This window comes from Pseudomonas sp. RW409 (genome assembly GCF_003184125.1).
Classification (GTDB): Bacteria; Pseudomonadota; Gammaproteobacteria; order Pseudomonadales; family Pseudomonadaceae; genus Aquipseudomonas; species Aquipseudomonas chlororaphis_I.
This window is the reverse complement of the sequence record NZ_QHHP01000021.1, coordinates 846,766-862,506: the sequence shown is the minus strand read 5'-3', so window position 1 is coordinate 862,506 and position 15,741 is coordinate 846,766. Positions and strand designations below refer to the sequence as shown.

Genomic DNA, 15,741 nt, shown 5'->3' with positions numbered 1-15,741 from the left:
CGGGGTTTACCAAAGAGCCAGGGTGTAGCCGAGGATCAGGCGGTTCTCGTCGAGGTCGGTGGCCAGGCCGTTGCCCGAACGAAAGGTCACGTTGCGCCAGCGGAGGCTCAGGTCCTTCAGCGGTCCGCTCTGGATCACGTAGGTGATGTCGGTGTCGCGCTCGGTCTCGCGGCCGTTGTCGACAGTGCCCGCCTTGACGTGGCGGCCGTCGGTGTAGCGGGTCATGAAGGTCAGGCCGGGCAGGCCCATGGCCGCGAAGTCGTAGTCGTAGCGCAGCTGCCAGGAGTCTTCCTCGGCGCGGGTGTAGGTGTTGTAGGTCACCAGGTTGACCACGTAGGGATCGCCACCGTTGAGGAACGGGAAGGCGCTGTCGCCGGACAGTTGCTGCCAGGTGGCGCTGATTTTGTGCGGGCCCTTGATCAGGCTGAACATGCTGTTGAAGTTGCGGTTGTCGATCCGCCCGGCACGCTCGGCGCCGTCGCCACGGCTGTCGAAGTAGCGCAGGTCGCTGCGCAGGCTGAAGCCGCCGCCCAGGGGCTGGGTATGCAGCAGGCCGAGGTAGTGCTGGCGATAGATCTGTTCGAGCTTGCCGTAGTAATAGCTGAGGCTCAGTTGCGGGCTGAAGGCGTAGCTGGCGCCGGCGAAGTCGAAATGATCGCTGCGGGCGGCGCCATAACCGATGTCGTCGTTGCTCGAGGAATCGCGCAGGTTGGCTTCGGTCAGGCGCCCGGCATTCACCGTCAGGCCGCTGATTTCCTGGCTGGTCAGCAGGCCGCCCTGGAAGGTCGAGCCGAGCAGGCGGGTGTCGTTGTAAGTCGCCACGGGCAGCAGCGGTTGCAGGGTGCCGATCTTCAATACGCTTTTCGACAGGCGCAGCTTGCCGGTCAGGCCCAGTTCGCTGAACTCGTCCGCCGGTTCGTGGCTGTTGGGGCCGAACGGCAGCAGGCCGGTGCCACGGCGATCCGGGCTGGAGTCGAGCTTGAGCCCGAGCTCGCCAAGGGCATCCAGGCCGAAACCCAGGGTGCCCTCGGTGTAGCCGGACTCGATCCGCGCGGTGAAGCCCTGGGCCCATTCCTCGGCCTTGGACTGCGCGGCGTTGGCCTGGCGGAAGTCACGGTTGATGTAGTGGTTGCGCATTTCGATCCGTGCCTTGCTGTCACTGATGAAGTCGGCTTGTACGCTGCAGGTGAACAGGCCCAGGCCCAGCGAGGCCATGGCCGGCAGCAGGTGTTTCGGTGAGGCGATGGAAACGGGGTTCATTGTTGTTATTCCCTGTCATCGATCGGAACGGGTTCAGTGTTTGCTGGCGCCGGAGGCGCCGATGCCGGTCATCGAGCGGATGAACTGCGCGAGGTAGCGACCACGCTCCAGCTCGGCCCGCGCCGAGGTGTCGGTCACCGAGAACAGCCAGGCGCTGAAGAACGCCAGGCTCATGGAGAACAGTGCCGGGTTGGAGTAGGGGAACAGCGCCCGTTCGTGATGCAGCACGTTGACCCAGACCGCCGGGCTCAGCACCAGCAGCACGATCGCCGACACCAGCCCGGCCAGGCTGCCGGTCACGGCGCCGCGGGTGGTCAGGCCTTTCCAGAACATCGAAAGGAACAGCACCGGGAAATTCACCGAGGCGGCGATGGCCAGCACCAGCCCGGACAGGAAGGCGATGTTCTGCGACTCGAACAGCAGGCCGAGGACGATCGCCAGCACGCCGATGCACAGGGTGGCGATGCGCGACACGCGCATTTCCTGCTGCTCGCTGGCCTGGCCCTTGCGCAGCACGCAGGCATACAGGTCGTGGGACACCGCCGAGGCGCCGGACAGCGCCAGGCCGGCGACTACCGCGAGGATGGTGGCGAAGGCCACCGCCGAGATGAAGCCGAGGAACAGGTTGCCGCCCACCGCCTGGGCCAGGTGCACGGCGATCATGTTGCCGCCGCCGATGATCGCGCCGTTGGCGTCGCGGAACGCCGGGTCGGTGCCGACCATGACGATCGCGCCGAAGCCGACCACGATCAGCAGCAGGTAGAAGTAGCCGATGAAGCCGGTGGCGTAGAACACGCTCTTGCGCGCTTCCTTGGCGTCGCTGACGGTAAAGAAGCGCATCAGGATATGCGGCAGGCCAGCGGTGCCGAACATCATGCCCAGGCCCAGGGAAATGGCATCGATGGGGTTCGACAGCAGCCCGCCGGGGGCCATGATCGCGCTGCCCTTGGCGTGCACGGCGCTGGCCCCGGCGAACATCGCCTCGGTGCTGAAGCCGAAATGCCGGAGCACCATGAACGCCATGAAGCTGGTGCCGAACAGCAGCATCACCGCCTTGATGATCTGCACCCAGGTGGTGGCGAGCATGCCGCCGAAGGTCACGTAGAACACCATCAGCACGCCGACCAGCATCACCGCATAGAGGTAGCTGATGCCGAACAGCAACTCGATCAGCTTGCCGGCGCCGACCATCTGCGCCACCAGGTACATCAGGGCCACGGTCAGGGTGCCGAAGGCCGAGGTCAGGCGCACCGGGGTCTGTTCCAGGCGGTAGGACACCACGTCGGCGAAGGTGTACTTGCCCAGGTTGCGCAGGCGTTCGGCGATCAGGAACAGGATGATCGGCCAGCCGGCGAGCACGCCCAGGGCGTACAGCAATCCGTCGTAGCCGTTGAGGAACATCATCGCCGAGATGCCCAGGAAGGACGCCGCGGAGATCATGTCGCCGGCGATCGCCAGGCCGTTCTGCAAGCCGCTCATGCCGCCGCCGGCGGTATAGAAATCACTGGCCGAGCGGGTACGCAGGGCGGCCCAGCGGGTGACGCCGAGGGTGAACAGGACAAACACCAGGAACATGCCGATGGCGTTCCAGTTCAAGGGGCGCGCGCTGCCTTCGGCGGCCAGTGCCAGGTCGGTGGCGAACACGCACGGCAGGGCGAACAACGCCAGCAAGGGCTTCATTGGGCGCACTCCTGCTTGAGCTTTTCGTTCAGCGGGTCGATCACGTTATTGGCGCGATAGACGTAAAAGCCGGTGAGGGCGAAGGCCAGCAGCACGATCGCCACGCCCACCAGCATGCCGACCGTGGTCACCCCGCCACTCAGCGAGCGCCCCAGGGTGCTGGGGGAAAACGCCACCAGCAGCACGAAGCCGTAGTAGATCACCAGCATGGCCAGGGTCAGGGACCAGTAGAGGTTCTGTTTGCGCCGCACCAGCTGGACGAAGTCGGGGTGCTGGCGGATCTGTTCGATGTCTTGCGGGGTCATGGGAGCGCTCTCTTGATGTTGTTTTTGTTTTGGTTGAAACGCGGTGAATTTTTTCTGTAGCCGCTGCCGCAGGCTGCGATAAGGCCGAAGGCCTCCAGCGATCTCAAGACCGTGCGCCCGCTTCGTCGGAGTGGCGCCCAAGTCGATCGCAGCCTCCGGCAGCGGCCACAGGTCAGAGCTGGTCGAAGTCCAGCACCACCTTGTCGCTGACCGGGAACGACTGGCACGACAGTACGTACCCGGCCGCCACTTCGTAGTCCTCGAGGGCGTGGTTGCTGTCCATTTCCACTTCGCCTTCGATCACCTTGCACTTGCAGGTGGAGCACACCCCGGCGCGGCACGAATAGGGCAGCTCGGCGCCCTGGGCATTGCCGGCATCGAGGATGCTCTGGCTGTTGCGCGGCAGGTCGAAGGCCAGGGCGCGACCGTCGTTGATCACGGTGATCTGGCTGACCGCCGCATCGAGCTGTCGGGCCGCCTCGCGCTCCTCGCGCTTGTGCGGGCTGCCAGCGGCGGCGAACAGCTCGAAGTGAATGCGCTCGGCGGCCATGCCGTGGGCTTTCAGGCTGTCGCGCACGGTTTCGGTCATCGCCTGCGGGCCGCAGATGAAGGCGGCGTCCAGGGCCTTGACGTCGAGCCAGCGGGAAAACAGCCGGGCACATTTGTCGGCGTCGATCCGGCCGTTGTAGAGGTCGACGTCCTGCTGTTCGCGGCTGAACACGAAGATCAGGTTCAGGCGTTGCAGGTAGCGGTTCTTCAGGTCTTCCAGCTGTTCGCGAAACAGGGCGGCGGAGCTTGCGCGGTTGCCGTACAGCAGGGTGATGCGGCTGTGGGGCTCGGTTTCCAGGGTGCTCTTGATGATCGACAGGATCGGCGTGATGCCGCTGCCGGCCGCCACCGCCAGGTACTGGCCATGGCGCTCGGGGTCGAGCTGGACATGGAAGTGCCCGGCCGGCGGCATCACATCCAGGCAATGCCCGGGCTTGAGCCGGTCATTGGCGAACGCCGAAAAGCGCCCGCCGGCCACGCGCTTCACGGCAATGCGCAGCTCGCCGTCGTTGACCCCGGCGCAGATCGAATAGGAACGGCGCACTTCCTCGCCCTCCAGCTGGGTGCGCATCACCAGGTGCTGGCCCTGGGTGAAATGAAAGCTGTCCTGCAGGTGCTGCGGAATCTCGAAGGCGATGGACACCGCGTCGCGGGTTTCGCTGCGCACATCCTTGATGGTCAGGCTGTGGAATTTGCTCATGGTTGTTCTCCCACTGACACGGCGTCAGATGCACTTGAAATAGTCGAACGGCTCCAGGCAGTCCCGGCAGCGATACAGCGCCTTGCAGGCGGTCGAGCCGAACTCGCTGAGCTGTTCGGTGTGGCTACTGCCACATTGCGGACAGCAGATGGCAGCGCTTTCGCCCAGCAGGCTGCGCTTGCTGCTACTGGCCACAGGCGGGGCGATGCCGTAGGCCCGCAGCCGTTCGCGGCCGCTGGCGGTGATCCAGTCGGTGCTCCAGGCCGGGGTCAGCCGGCGTTGCAGGCGGGGCGCGGAAAACCCGGCGAGTTCCAGGGCGGCGCGGATATCGCCCTCGATCACCTCGGTGGCCGGGCAGCCGGAATAGGTCGGGGTGACCACCACCTGCAGGTGGCCGTCGTGCCAGCCGAGGTCGCGGACGATGCCCAGCTCCACTACGCTGACCACCGGCACCTCCGGGTCCATGACCGCGCCGAGGATGTTCCAGGCGGCTTCCAGGTCGCCCGGTTGCTGGGCGCGGGCGCCGCGGTCGCTGGAAATCAGCTCACCAGGTCGCATCGGGGTAGGCTCGTGGCAGCGCCTGCATTTCCGCCAGCAGAATGCCCAGGTGTTCGCTGTGCAGGCCGCGGCGGGCGTCCAGGTAGAAATGGCTGGGGGCCGGTGGCAGGGGCAGGGTGGCGCTGGCGAAGATCCGCGTCACCGTGGCCTGCCAGGCGCTGGCGACCTGCGCGGGGGCGGCGATGAGGCCGGCGCCGTGCAGGTGGTTTTCGCTGTCGTCGCCGCTGATCAGTTCGACAGTGAAGCGCCAGAGCAGGGGAATCGCCTCCAGCATGCGCTGGTGGCTGTGCTCGGTGCCGTCGCCCAGGCGCTCGACCCATTCGCTGGAGCGGCGCAGGTGATAGGTGACTTCCTTCACCGCCTTGGCGGCGATCCCGGCGATGCGCTCGTCGCTGGACCGGGCCAGGCCCTTGAGCACTTCCAGGTGCCAGGCGTCGTAGAGAAACTGCTTGAGCAGGGTCACGGCGAAATCGCCGTTGGGCTGCTCCACCAGCAGCAGGTTGCGGTAGGCGCGCTCGTCGCGGCGGAACGCCAGGTGGTCGGCGTCGCGGCCGTCGTCCAGCAGTTCGGCGGCGTAGTCCAGCCAGTTGCGGGCCTGGCCCACCAGGTCGAGGCCGACGTTCATCAGCGCCAGTTCTTCTTCCAGGGCCGGCGCGCGGCCGCACCACTGGCACAGGCGCTGGCCCTGGACCAGGGCGCTGTCGCCCAGGCGCAGCAGGTACTGGATCAATTCGTTTTGCGTGTTCATGGTCGACCTCACATGTGCCCGACTTCGGCCGGCAGCTCGTAGAAGCTGGCGTGGCGATAGACCTTGTCGTCCGCCGGGTCGAACAGCGGGTCCTTTTCATCCGGGGACGAGGCGACGATCAGCGCCGAGGGCACCACCCACAGGCTCACGCCTTCGCTGCGGCGGGTGTAGAGCTCGCGGGCGTTCTCGATGGCCATGGCGCTGTCGGCGGCGTGCACGCTGCCGACGTGCTTGTGGTTGAGCCCGTGCTTGCTGCGCACGAAGACTTCGAAGAGGGTCCATTCAGACATAAGGGTGACTCCACATCAGGGGCTGAAGCGCTGTAGCCCTGGCCGCGGGTTGCCGTGGCCAGGGTTCACGCGGCGTTTTTATTGGCTTTCTTGCGGGCATGGGCGACCGCGGCTTCGCGGACCCAGGCGCCATCCTCGATGGCCTTGCGCCGGGTGGCGACGCGTTCCTGGTTGCACGGGCCGTTGCCCTTGAGCACTTCGTAGAATTCGTCCCACTGGATCTCGCCGAAGTCGTAGTGGCCGCGTTCGGCGTTCCACTTCAAGTCCGGGTCCGGGCAGGTGCAGCCGAGCAGTTCCAGCTGCGGGATGGTCTGGTCGATGAAGCGCTGGCGCAGTTCGTCGTTGCTCTGGCGCTTGATCTTCCAGGCCATGGACTGCGCGCTGTTGGGCGAGTGTTCGTCGCTGGGGCCGAACATCATCAGCGCCGGCCACCACAGGCGGTTGATGGCGTCCTGGACCATGTCCTTCTGCGCCTGGTTGCCCTCGCGCATCAGGGTCAGGAGGATTTCGTAGCCCTGGCGCTGGTGGAAGCTCTCTTCCTTGCAGATGCGCACCATGGCCCGGGAGTAGGGGCCGTAGGAGGTGCGCTGCAGCACCACCTGGTTGACGATCGCCGCGCCGTCCACCAGCCAGCCCACCGCGCCCATGTCGGCCCAGTTCAGCGTCGGGTAGTTGAAGATGCTCGAATACTTGGCGCGGCCGCTGTGCAGTTTGGCGATTTCCTCGTCGCGGTCGGCGCCCAGGGTTTCCATCGCGCTGTACAGGTACAGGCCGTGGCCGGCTTCGTCCTGGATCTTGGCCATCAGTTGCAGCTTGCGTTTGAGGGTCGGGGCGCGGGTCACCCAGTTGCCTTCGGGCAGCATGCCGACGATTTCCGAATGGGCGTGTTGGGAAATCTGCCGGATCAGGGTTTGCCGATAGGCATCCGGCATCCAGTTCTTGGCTTCGATCTTGATTTCCGAATCGATTTTTTCCTGGAAGGCACGTTCCTGTTCGGACATCTCCGAACGGGGCTTGATGCTTTTGACTCCGGTCTCTACCAGCTGTGCGTACATGGTGCGTCTCCTGCCGTGAAGGATTGCCTGGGCATGGAGAACTTTATATGTGATACAAAAATAAATATCAAACACAAAATAACGTGTCGTATATGTTTTTGTATCGCTTTGCCCGGCAAAGGTTTTCCCTCGGGCAAAAAAAGCCCCGCCGAAGCGGGGCTTTAAGCTTGGAAAGGCCTATTTCCGCCGATTGTCCACCACGTGGCTGGCCTTGCCCTCGGAGCGCTTGAGGGAAAAGGCCGGGCGCAAAACGATACGCGAGCTGATGCCGATGTAGGTCTTGATGTGCCGGCTCAATTCGTTACAGATGGCTTTCTGCTGCTCGTCGCCCAGCTGTTGATGCTCGTTCTTGAGCTCCACATGCACCTCGACGCTGTCGAGGTTGCCGTTGCGGTACAGGTGGATCTCGTAGCATTCGCAGAGTTGCCGGACCTTGAGCACCTGCTCCTCGATCTGCGTGGGGAACACGTTGACCCCGCGAATGATCAGCATGTCGTCGCTGCGCCCGGTGATCTTGTCGATACGCCGCATGGGCCGCGCCGTACCGGGCAGCAGGCGGGTCAGGTCGCGGGTGCGGTAGCGGATCATCGGCAGGGCTTCCTTGCTCAGCGAGGTGAACACCAGCTCGCCCATCTGGCCATCCGGCAACACCTGGCCGGTCACCGGGTCGATGATCTCGGGGTAGAAGTGGTCCTCCCAGATGGTCGGCCCGTCCTTGGTCTCGGCGCATTCCATGGCCACGCCGGGGCCCATGATTTCCGAGAGCCCGTAGATATCCAGCGCGGTGATGCCCAGGCGCTGCTCGATGGCGCTGCGCAGTTCGGCGGTCCAGGGTTCGGCGCCGAAGATCCCCAGGCGCAGGGCGAGCTTTTGCGGATCGATGCCTTGGCGCTCGATCTCGTCGGCGATGTTGAGCATGTAGGAGGGCGTGACCATGATGATGTCCGGCTGGAAGTCCTTGATCAGTTGCACCTGTTTTTCGGTCTGGCCACCGGACATCGGGATCACCGTACAGCCCAGGCGCTCGGCGCCGTAGTGCGCCCCCAGACCGCCGGTGAACAGGCCGTAGCCGTAGGACACATGGACCTTGTCGCCACGCCGGCCGCCGGCGGCGCGAATCGAACGCGCGACCACCCTGGCCCAGGTGTCGATGTCGTTCTGGGTGTAGCCGACCACCGTCGGCTTGCCGGTGGTGCCGCTGGAGGCGTGCAGCCTCACCACGTCCTGGATCGGCACGGCGAACATGCCGTAGGGGTAGTTGTCGCGCAGGTCGGACTTGCTGGTGAACGGGAACTTCGCCAGGTCCTCCAGGCTGCGCACATCGTCGGGGTGCACGCCCAGCGCGTCGAAGCGCTGACGGTACAGCGGCACGTTCCGGTAGGCGTGGTTCAGGCTCCAGCGCAGGCGTTCCAGCTGATGCTGGCGCAACTGGTCGACGCTGGCGGTTTCCAGCGGGTCCAGCAGGGGGTCAAGCACGGCTTTGGCAATTGGCATGTTCATGGCTTCACTCGAATTATTGTTGTGTCGAGCCGCCGGTGGGCGGCTCCTGAGTGCCTGCGCCCAGGATACCCTCGGGGGCTCCGGGCGCGGGTGTATCTGGTCTTAAACTCGTCCGACGATCAGGGCGATGCCCTGGCCCACACCGATGCACATGGTGCACAAGGCGTAGCGACCCTGGCGTTGTTCCAGTTCGTGCAGCGCGGTGGTCACCAGGCGCGCGCCGCTCATGCCCAGGGGGTGGCCCAGGGCGATGGCGCCGCCGTTGGGGTTGACCCGCTCGTCGTCGTCCGCCAGGCCCAGCTCGCGCAGCACCGCCAGGCCCTGGGCGGCGAACGCTTCGTTGAGTTCGATCACGTCCATGTCCGCCAGGCTCAGCCGGGCCAGCTCCAGCACCTTGCGCGTGGCTGGCACCGGGCCGATGCCCATGATCCGTGGCTCGACCCCGGCGGTGGCCATGGCGACCACCCGACCACGCGCCTTGAGGCCGTAGCGTTGCGCGGTTATCGCGTTGGCCAGCAACAGGGCGCAGGCGCCGTCGTTGACCCCCGAGGCGTTGCCCGCGGTGACGCTGCCGCCCTGGCGGAATGGCGTGCCGAGCTTCTGCAGCTGTTCGAGGGTGGTGTCGCCCCTTGGGTGTTCGTCCTGCTCGACCAGGGTCGGCGGGCCTTTGCGCTGGGGAATGGACACCGCGACTATTTCCCTGGCCAAGCGTCCGCTGGCTTGCGCCGCCGCGGCCCGCTGCTGGCTGCGCAGGGCGAAGGTGTCCTGGTCGGCGCGGGAAATGCCGAACTGCGCGGCGACGTTTTCCGCGGTTTCCGGCATCGAGTCGATGCCGAAGCCTTGTTCCATCAGCGGATTGACGAAGCGCCAGCCGATGGTGGTGTCGAACAGCTCGGCCTGGCGCGAAAACGCGGTCTGCGCCTTGCCCATCACCAGCGGCGCGCGGGACATCGATTCGACGCCGCCGGCCAGCACCAGCCGGGCCTCGCCACAACGCAGGGCGCGGGCGGCGGTGCCGATGGCGTCCAGGCCGGAGCCGCACAAGCGGTTGAGGGTGGTACCGGGGACCTCCACCGGCAACCCGGCGAGCAGCGCCGACATGCGCGCCACGTTGCGGTTGTCTTCGCCGGCCTGGTTGGCGCAGCCGTAGATCACTTCGTCGACCCGGCTCCAGTCGACTCCGGGATTACGCTGCATCAGGGCGCGCAACGGCACGGCGCCCAGGTCGTCGGCGCGCACGCTGCTCAGGGCGCCGCCGTAACGGCCGATGGGGGTGCGGACTGCATCGATGATCAGGGCGTCATTCATTGGGGGTCTCCTGCGCCAGCACCGGGCCGCGCACTTTGTAGGATTTGCCGTGGAACAGGGCGATCAGCACGCCATGCTGGTTTTCGATCCGCACGTCGTAGTTGCCGGTCCGGCCGCTACGGCTTTGCTCGATACAATCGGCGGTCAGGGTGTCGCCGAGGCGGGCCGGGGCGATGTAGTCGATGCTGCAGCCGATGGCCACCGTGGCTTCGTCGTAGGTATTGCAGGCCAGGGCGAAGGCCGAGTCCGCCAGGGTGAACAGCAAGCCGCCGTGGCAGGTGCCGTGGCCTTGCAGCATGTCTTCGCGCACGCTCATGCCCAGCCGGGCGGCGCCGGGCGCCACCGACAGCAGGCGCATGCCCAGCGCCTGGCTGGCGTTGTCGCGTTTGAACAGGCTCTGGGCGCACGCGCTGGCCAGGCTCATGGCAGGGTGATCAAGCATGCAGTGTCCTCCCTTCGGCAACCCGGCGGCGCAACAGCAGGGACGGTCGATAACGTTCCTCGCCGTAGGCGGCCTGCAGGTTTTGCAGGACCTCGAGCACCCATGGCAGGCCCAGGCGGTCGGCCCAGGCCAGGGGGCCTTCGGGATAATTGACCCCGGCGCGCATCGCCAGGTCGATGTCCACCGCCGAGGCCACGCCTTGCAGCAAGGCGTCGGCGGCCTCGTTGGCGAGCATCGCCACGGTGCGCAGGACCAGCAGCCCCGGGCTGTCGCTGAGCTGGCTGACCTTGAACCCGGCGCGTTGCAACAGTGCCACCGCCTGGTCGCGGGCCAGTGGGCTGGTGCCGGCGCAGCAGCTGATGGCCAGGTGACCGGCGCTGGCATAGTCATGGGCCAGGTCCAGCAGGATCAGGTTGCTCAAGCCGTGGTCGCGGGCGCGCTGGCTGGCCAGGCGCCCGTCGCTGACCGCCAGTACCGCGTCGCCGACCCGCAACAGGCCAGGGCCGTCGCGCTCGACCAGGCGCACGCCGGACTCGCGCAGGCGTTGCAGCAAGCCTTGGGCGGCCCCCAGGTCGCCCTCGACCACACAGTGCTCGATGGGCTGATCGCTGTGCAGCTCGACAGGAACCGGGCGCTCTGCACCCTCGGCATAGGAATAGAAGCCCTGGCCACTCTTGCGGCCGAAATGCCCGGCATCCACCAGTTCCTGCTGGATCAGTGACGGCTGAAAGCGCATGTCGCCGTAATAGGCCTCGAAGACCGAGCGGGTCACTGCGTAGTTGACGTCATGGCCGATCAGGTCCGTCAGCTCGAAGGCACCCATGGCAAAACCACCGGCTTCGCGCAGCAGGGCGTCGAGGGTGGCGCAGTCGCCGGCGCCTTCCTGCAACAGGCGCAGGCTTTCGGCGTAGAACGGTCGGGCCACGCGATTGACGATAAAACCCGGCGTGGATCGGGTGTGCACCGGCTTCTTGCCCCAGTTTATTGCGGTGTCGTACAGGCGCTGCGCCAGTTGCCGGTCGCTGGCCAGCCCCGAGACGACCTCGACCAGCGGCATGATCGGCGCCGGGTTGAAAAAGTGCAGGCCCAGCAGGCGTTCGGGGCGTTTCAGGCCGGCGGCGATGCGGGTGATCGACAGCGATGAGGTGTTGCTGGCGAGGATGCAGCTGTCGCGACACAGGCTTTCCAACTGGCGAAACAGCTCACGCTTGGCCTCGAGGTTCTCGGCGATGGCTTCGACGATCAGCTCGCTGTCGGCCAGTTGCTCGATGGATTCGGCCGCCTGCAACCGGGCCATGGTTGCCCTGTGCGCCTGGGCGTCGAGCTTGCCGTTGGCCACGCGCCGGGCGAGTTGCCGGTCGATGCCGGCGATGGCTTGCGCCGCGGCGCCCGGGCGGTTGTCCAGCAGCCAGACCGGGTGGCCGGCCTGGGCCGCGACCTGGGCGATGCCGGCGCCCATCGCGCCGGCGCCGATCACCGCGACACGGGCCTGGAGTGTCAGTGCGCTCATGTTCAGCGCCCCTTGAAGGTCGGTGTGCGTTTGTCCATGAAGGCACTCACGCCTTCGCGGTAATCCTCGCTGCGCCCGGCCAGGCGTTGCAGGTCCTTTTCCAGTTCCAGCTGTTCGTCGAAGCTGTTGTTCAGGCTGGCGTTGAGGCTGCGCTTGATCAGCGCCAGGCCGTAGGTCGGCTGGGTGGCCAGGTGGCGCGCAAGCTTGAGGGCTTCGTCACGCAACTCGGCATCTTCGACGCAGCGATAGATCAGGCCCCATTGCTCGGCCTGTTCGGCCGTCAGGCGATTGCCCAGCAGGGCCAGGGCCTTGGCCCGCGCCATGCCGACCAGGCGCGGCAGGGTCCAGGTTCCGCCGGAGTCGGGGATCAGGCCGATCTTGCAGAACGCCTGGATAAAGCTCGCCGAACGACCGGCCAGCACCAGGTCGCAGGCTAGGGGAATGTTGGCCCCGGCCCCGGCGGCCACGCCGTTCACCGCGCAGATCACCGGCAGCGGCAGGTCGCGCAACTGGCGGATCAGCGGGTTGTAGAAACGTTCGATGGACTCGCCCAGGTCCGGCACCTCCGCGCCGGGGGCGACGTTGCGGTCGCTCAGGTCCTGGCCGGCACAGAAGCCACGGCCTTCGCCGGTCAACAGCAGCACCCGGGCCTCGGGATTGGTGCGCACCTGCTTGAGCGCTTCGCGGACCTCGCCATGCATCTGCGCATTGAAGCTGTTGAGCTGCTCGGGGCGGTTCAGGCTGAGGAGGGCGACGCCTGCCTCGACGGAAAACAGGATGTGTTCGAAGTTCATGGTTCTGGCGCTCTCTGACGGGTCGTGGGAGTCGTTGGCCGCTGCGGCGGCCTAGTAGCCGGTGAAGCTGGGCCGGCGTTTTTCCTGGAAGGCGCGGATGCCTTCTTCGCGGTCGCGGGTGCCGGCCAGCACCGTGAAGGCGTGGCGCTCGAAGCGCAGGCCGCTGGCGAGGTCGGTGTCCAGCGCCTTGAGCAGTGCCTCCTTGGCCAGGCGCAGGGCCAGCGGCGCCTTGCTGGCGATCAGCCGCGCCAGCTGCAGGGCACGTTCGACCGTGAGTTCCGGTTGGGTGACCTCGCTGACCAGGCCGGCGCGCAAGGCATGGTGGGCATCGATCGACTCGCCGCCGAGGACCATCTGCATGGCCAGGGATTTGCCGACCGCTCGCAGCAGGCGCTGGGTGCCGCCGGCACCGGGCATGATTCCGAGGTTGATTTCCGGCTGGCCGAAGCGCGCGTCCTCGCCGGCGATCAGGATGTCGGCGTGCATGGCCAGCTCGCAGCCGCCGCCGAGGGCAAAGCCGTTGACCGCGGCGATCAGCGGTTTGCTGAAGCCGGTGATCTGCTGCCAGGAAGCCTGGCGCGGGTCGTTGAGGATGCCGGTGAGGTCGCGCTCGGCCATTTCATTGATGTCGGCGCCGGCGGCGAATGCCTTGCGGCTGCCGGTCAGCACCACGACCCGGGTCTCGCTGTCGGCCTGGGCGGCGTCCAGGGCGGCTGCCAGTTCGCCGAGCAATTCGGTGGTCAGGGCATTCAGGGCGGCGGGGCGTTGCAGGGTAATCAGTCGAACGCCGCCATCGAGGTTTTCGACAGCAAGGGTTTGAGGCATGGCGGATGCCCTCACGGTGCACGCTCGGCGCAGGGCCGGGTCATTATTGGATCGGCAGGGGAGCCGGTTTTCGCCGAGTATATCGCCAATGCGATACATAAATGCAATGTAAAAATATGATTAGTGTGTCTTTATGTTGAGGATTTGAGTCTGTTGCGCCAGGACGGAGAGGGGCGATCAAGTCGTGATTTTCCAGGTTTTATTGGGGTTTGTGGCCTTTGTCTGGCGGCCTTCGCTGAGTAGAGACGCGATACTGTTTTTCCGCTTTTTCGTTTAAGCTTGATGTGATACAAAATAAATCCTGATCGGCATCGCTTTGCGCGCTATGTCGACTTGCCGCCTAGCCAAGGAGTACCTCATGACCTGCTACAGCCTCGACGGCCTGACCCCGGTGGTCCATCCCAGTGCTTATGTGCATCCGTCCGCCGTGTTGATCGGCGACGTGATAGTCGGTGCCCATTGCTACATCGGCCCGCTGGCCAGCCTGCGCGGCGATTTCGGGCGGATCGTGCTGGAGGAGGGGGCCAACCTGCAGGACACCTGTGTGATGCACGGCTTTCCCGACAGCGACACGGTGGTCGAGCGCAACGGCCATATCGGCCACGGCGCGGTGCTGCACGGCTGCCGGATCGGCGCCGATGCGCTGGTGGGGATGAATGCTGTGGTGATGGACAACGCCCGGATCGCGCCACGCTGCTTCGTGTCCGCGGCGGCCTTCGTCAAGGCCGGCTTCGAGTGTGCGGAGCAGTCGCTGGTCATGGGCGCCCCGGCCAGTGTCAAACGCCGCCTCAGCGACGAAGAGCTGCACTGGAAGCAGGCCGGCACCCGTGAATACCAACAGCTGGCCAGGCGCTGCCTGGAGCAGATGCAGGTCTGTGAGCCGCTCGCGGAGCCCGAAGCCAATCGCCCGCGTATCACCGACAGCGGCCTGCGCCCGAAAAATACCGCCCAGTGAACAACCAGGGCACAGTGGGTCGTGCGCTCCAGGCCACTCCAAGCCGGTGAAACCCGGTATATTTCTTCCTTTTTGTCCGGTACGCCCATGTCGTCCCTAGCACCTTTGAATCACCTTGTGACCCGTTTCCAGGAGCAGACGCCGATTCGCGCCAGTTCCCTGATCATTACCCTGTACGGCGATGCCATCGAACCCCACGGCGGTACGGTATGGCTGGGCAGCCTGATCCAGTTGCTCGAGCCCATCGGCATCAACGAGCGACTGATCCGCACCTCGATCTTCCGCCTGACCAAGGAAGGCTGGCTGACCGCCGAGAAAGTCGGGCGCCGCAGCTATTACAGCCTGACCGGTACCGGCCGCCGGCGTTTCGACAAGGCCTTCAAGCGGGTCTACAACGCCAGCGTGCCGGCCTGGGACGGTTCCTGGTGTCTGGTGATGCTGTCGCAGCTCGGCCAGGACAAGCGCAAGCAGGTGCGCGAAGAGCTGGAGTGGCAAGGTTTTGGCGCGATTTCGCCGGTGCTGCTGGCCTGTCCGCGCAGCGATCGGGCGGATATCAACGCGACCCTGGTGGACCTCGGCGCCCAGGAAGACACCATTGTGTTCGAGACCACCGCCCAGGACGTGCTGGCCTCCAAGGCGCTGCGCCTGCAGGTGCGCGAAAGCTGGAACATCGACGAATTGGCGGCTCATTACAGCGAGTTCATCCAGCTGTTCCGGCCGCTGTGGCAAGCGCTGCGCGAGCAGGAGCAACTGCAGCCGGCCGATTGTTTCCTGGCGCGTCTGCTGCTGATCCACGAATACCGCAAACTGCTGCTGCGCGATCCGCAGCTGCCGGACGAGCTGCTCCCTGGTGACTGGGAAGGCCGAGCGGCGCGCCAGCTCTGCCGCAACATCTATCGTCTGATCTACGCCAAGGCCGAGGAATGGCTCAACGACGCGCTGGAAAACGCCGACGGTCCGTTGCCCGACGTCGGCGAAAGTTTCTATCGGCGGTTTGGCGGTTTGAAGTAAGGCGCTCGCAAAGTGTCCCCCGGATACTGACTGACCAGGTTCTTGGCCGCAGGGTGTCGCCACGGTCGTGCAGGCTGGTATCAGCCCGCTTGCCGATCCGGCAGATGCGGCCATGTCACTTGTGGTGCGAACCCTCGAGCGTGAATTCGACGAGCAGCAGACGTACCGGTCGCCATCGCTGATATAAGCCACCTCCGGATGATCTGCCTGTTGTAAATGACCCTCAGGATCGTCGGCAGCCCTGGTCGCGA

Annotated in this window: 16 protein-coding genes; 2 read left to right on the top strand and 14 right to left on the bottom strand. The window is 65.7% G+C overall.

Features of this window, described 5'->3' with window-relative positions:
• Positions 1–6: 6 nt before the first annotated feature.
• The 14 genes from DK261_RS12700 to paaF form a co-directional block, all read right to left on the bottom strand.
• Positions 7–1,260 (bottom strand): OprD family porin, encoded by a 1,254-nt coding sequence (locus DK261_RS12700; RefSeq protein ID WP_009048867.1) that lies wholly within the window; start codon positions 1,258–1,260, stop codon positions 7–9.
• A 33-nt stretch (positions 1,261–1,293) separates the two neighbouring features.
• A complete protein-coding gene (locus tag DK261_RS12695) occupies positions 1,294–2,940 on the bottom strand; it encodes a cation acetate symporter (protein WP_028682388.1) in 1,647 nt (548 codons plus the stop codon).
• A complete protein-coding gene (locus DK261_RS12690) occupies positions 2,937–3,245 on the bottom strand; it encodes a DUF485 domain-containing protein (RefSeq protein WP_009048869.1) in 309 nt (102 codons plus the stop codon). Before DK261_RS12690 ends, DK261_RS12695 begins: the two co-directional genes overlap by 4 nt.
• Positions 3,246–3,417: 172 nt before the next feature.
• Positions 3,418–4,494, bottom strand: coding sequence for a 1,2-phenylacetyl-CoA epoxidase subunit PaaE (paaE, locus tag DK261_RS12685; protein WP_110175794.1), 1,077 nt, complete (start codon positions 4,492–4,494; stop codon positions 3,418–3,420).
• 24 nt (positions 4,495–4,518) lie between these two features.
• Positions 4,519–5,052 (bottom strand): 1,2-phenylacetyl-CoA epoxidase subunit PaaD, encoded by a 534-nt coding sequence (gene paaD / locus DK261_RS12680; protein ID WP_110175793.1) that lies wholly within the window; start codon positions 5,050–5,052, stop codon positions 4,519–4,521.
• Positions 5,039–5,800: a 1,2-phenylacetyl-CoA epoxidase subunit PaaC gene (gene paaC / locus DK261_RS12675; RefSeq protein ID WP_110175792.1), complete on the bottom strand. Its 762-nt coding sequence runs from the start codon at positions 5,798–5,800 to the stop codon at positions 5,039–5,041. The genes paaD and paaC overlap by 14 nt, the downstream gene beginning before the upstream one ends.
• A gap of 8 nt (positions 5,801–5,808) precedes the next feature.
• Complete coding sequence (gene paaB / locus DK261_RS12670) at positions 5,809–6,090, bottom strand: 1,2-phenylacetyl-CoA epoxidase subunit PaaB (protein ID WP_007926505.1); 282 nt, start codon at positions 6,088–6,090, stop codon at positions 5,809–5,811.
• A gap of 65 nt (positions 6,091–6,155) precedes the next feature.
• Positions 6,156–7,145, bottom strand: a complete 990-nt coding sequence (gene paaA / locus DK261_RS12665) for a 1,2-phenylacetyl-CoA epoxidase subunit PaaA (protein WP_016704782.1) — start codon at positions 7,143–7,145, stop codon at positions 6,156–6,158.
• Positions 7,146–7,322: 177 nt separating this feature from the next.
• Positions 7,323–8,645 (bottom strand): phenylacetate--CoA ligase PaaK, encoded by a 1,323-nt coding sequence (gene paaK / locus DK261_RS12660; RefSeq protein WP_110175791.1) that lies wholly within the window; start codon positions 8,643–8,645, stop codon positions 7,323–7,325.
• A gap of 102 nt (positions 8,646–8,747) precedes the next feature.
• Positions 8,748–9,953, bottom strand: coding sequence for a 3-oxoadipyl-CoA thiolase (gene pcaF, locus DK261_RS12655; protein ID WP_110175790.1), 1,206 nt, complete (start codon positions 9,951–9,953; stop codon positions 8,748–8,750).
• Entirely contained in the window at positions 9,946–10,395 is a 450-nt protein-coding gene (gene paaI, locus DK261_RS12650) for a hydroxyphenylacetyl-CoA thioesterase PaaI (protein WP_016704785.1), read from the bottom strand. Before paaI ends, pcaF begins: the two co-directional genes overlap by 8 nt.
• A complete protein-coding gene (paaH, locus tag DK261_RS12645; RefSeq protein ID WP_110175789.1) occupies positions 10,388–11,905 on the bottom strand; it encodes a 3-hydroxyacyl-CoA dehydrogenase PaaH in 1,518 nt (505 codons plus the stop codon). Before paaH ends, paaI begins: the two co-directional genes overlap by 8 nt.
• Before the next feature lie 2 nt (positions 11,906–11,907).
• A complete protein-coding gene (gene paaG, locus DK261_RS12640) occupies positions 11,908–12,699 on the bottom strand; it encodes a 2-(1,2-epoxy-1,2-dihydrophenyl)acetyl-CoA isomerase PaaG (protein WP_110175788.1) in 792 nt (263 codons plus the stop codon).
• Between the two features lie 51 nt (positions 12,700–12,750).
• On the bottom strand, positions 12,751–13,524 hold the full coding sequence (gene paaF / locus DK261_RS12635) for a 2,3-dehydroadipyl-CoA hydratase PaaF (protein ID WP_101282408.1): 774 nt from the start codon (positions 13,522–13,524) through the stop codon (positions 12,751–12,753).
• A gap of 358 nt (positions 13,525–13,882) precedes the next feature.
• On the opposite strand from paaF, the gene paaY reads away from it, so the two are divergent.
• Positions 13,883–14,479: a phenylacetic acid degradation protein PaaY gene (paaY, locus tag DK261_RS12630; RefSeq protein ID WP_009048880.1), complete on the top strand. Its 597-nt coding sequence runs from the start codon at positions 13,883–13,885 to the stop codon at positions 14,477–14,479.
• An 87-nt stretch (positions 14,480–14,566) separates the two neighbouring features.
• The gene (gene paaX / locus DK261_RS12625) at positions 14,567–15,490 is read left to right on the top strand and encodes a phenylacetic acid degradation operon negative regulatory protein PaaX (protein WP_009043762.1); all 924 of its coding nucleotides are present in this window, start codon (positions 14,567–14,569) and stop codon (positions 15,488–15,490) included.
• The last annotated feature ends 251 nt before the right edge of the window (positions 15,491–15,741 follow it).

Bases quoted from the DNA above. Each gene is read 5' to 3' on its own strand.
- paaY (WP_009048880.1), top strand. From the start codon at position 13,883: ATGACCTGCTACAGCCTCGACGGCCTGACCCCGGTGGTCCATCCCAGT.
- paaC (WP_110175792.1), bottom strand. From the start codon at position 5,800: ATGAACACGCAAAACGAATTGATCCAGTACCTGCTGCGCCTGGGCGAC.
- paaI (WP_016704785.1), bottom strand. From the start codon at position 10,395: ATGCTTGATCACCCTGCCATGAGCCTGGCCAGCGCGTGCGCCCAGAGC.
- paaE (WP_110175794.1), bottom strand. From the start codon at position 4,494: ATGAGCAAATTCCACAGCCTGACCATCAAGGATGTGCGCAGCGAAACC.
- paaD (WP_110175793.1), bottom strand. From the start codon at position 5,052: ATGCGACCTGGTGAGCTGATTTCCAGCGACCGCGGCGCCCGCGCCCAG.
- paaA (WP_016704782.1), bottom strand. From the start codon at position 7,145: ATGTACGCACAGCTGGTAGAGACCGGAGTCAAAAGCATCAAGCCCCGT.
- DK261_RS12695 (WP_028682388.1), bottom strand. From the start codon at position 2,940: ATGAAGCCCTTGCTGGCGTTGTTCGCCCTGCCGTGCGTGTTCGCCACC.
- paaG (WP_110175788.1), bottom strand. From the start codon at position 12,699: ATGAACTTCGAACACATCCTGTTTTCCGTCGAGGCAGGCGTCGCCCTC.
- paaF (WP_101282408.1), bottom strand. From the start codon at position 13,524: ATGCCTCAAACCCTTGCTGTCGAAAACCTCGATGGCGGCGTTCGACTG.
- DK261_RS12690 (WP_009048869.1), bottom strand. From the start codon at position 3,245: ATGACCCCGCAAGACATCGAACAGATCCGCCAGCACCCCGACTTCGTC.
- paaX (WP_009043762.1), top strand. From the start codon at position 14,567: ATGTCGTCCCTAGCACCTTTGAATCACCTTGTGACCCGTTTCCAGGAG.
- paaK (WP_110175791.1), bottom strand. From the start codon at position 8,645: ATGAACATGCCAATTGCCAAAGCCGTGCTTGACCCCCTGCTGGACCCG.
- paaH (WP_110175789.1), bottom strand. From the start codon at position 11,905: ATGAGCGCACTGACACTCCAGGCCCGTGTCGCGGTGATCGGCGCCGGC.
- pcaF (WP_110175790.1), bottom strand. From the start codon at position 9,953: ATGAATGACGCCCTGATCATCGATGCAGTCCGCACCCCCATCGGCCGT.
- DK261_RS12700 (WP_009048867.1), bottom strand. From the start codon at position 1,260: ATGAACCCCGTTTCCATCGCCTCACCGAAACACCTGCTGCCGGCCATG.
- paaB (WP_007926505.1), bottom strand. From the start codon at position 6,090: ATGTCTGAATGGACCCTCTTCGAAGTCTTCGTGCGCAGCAAGCACGGG.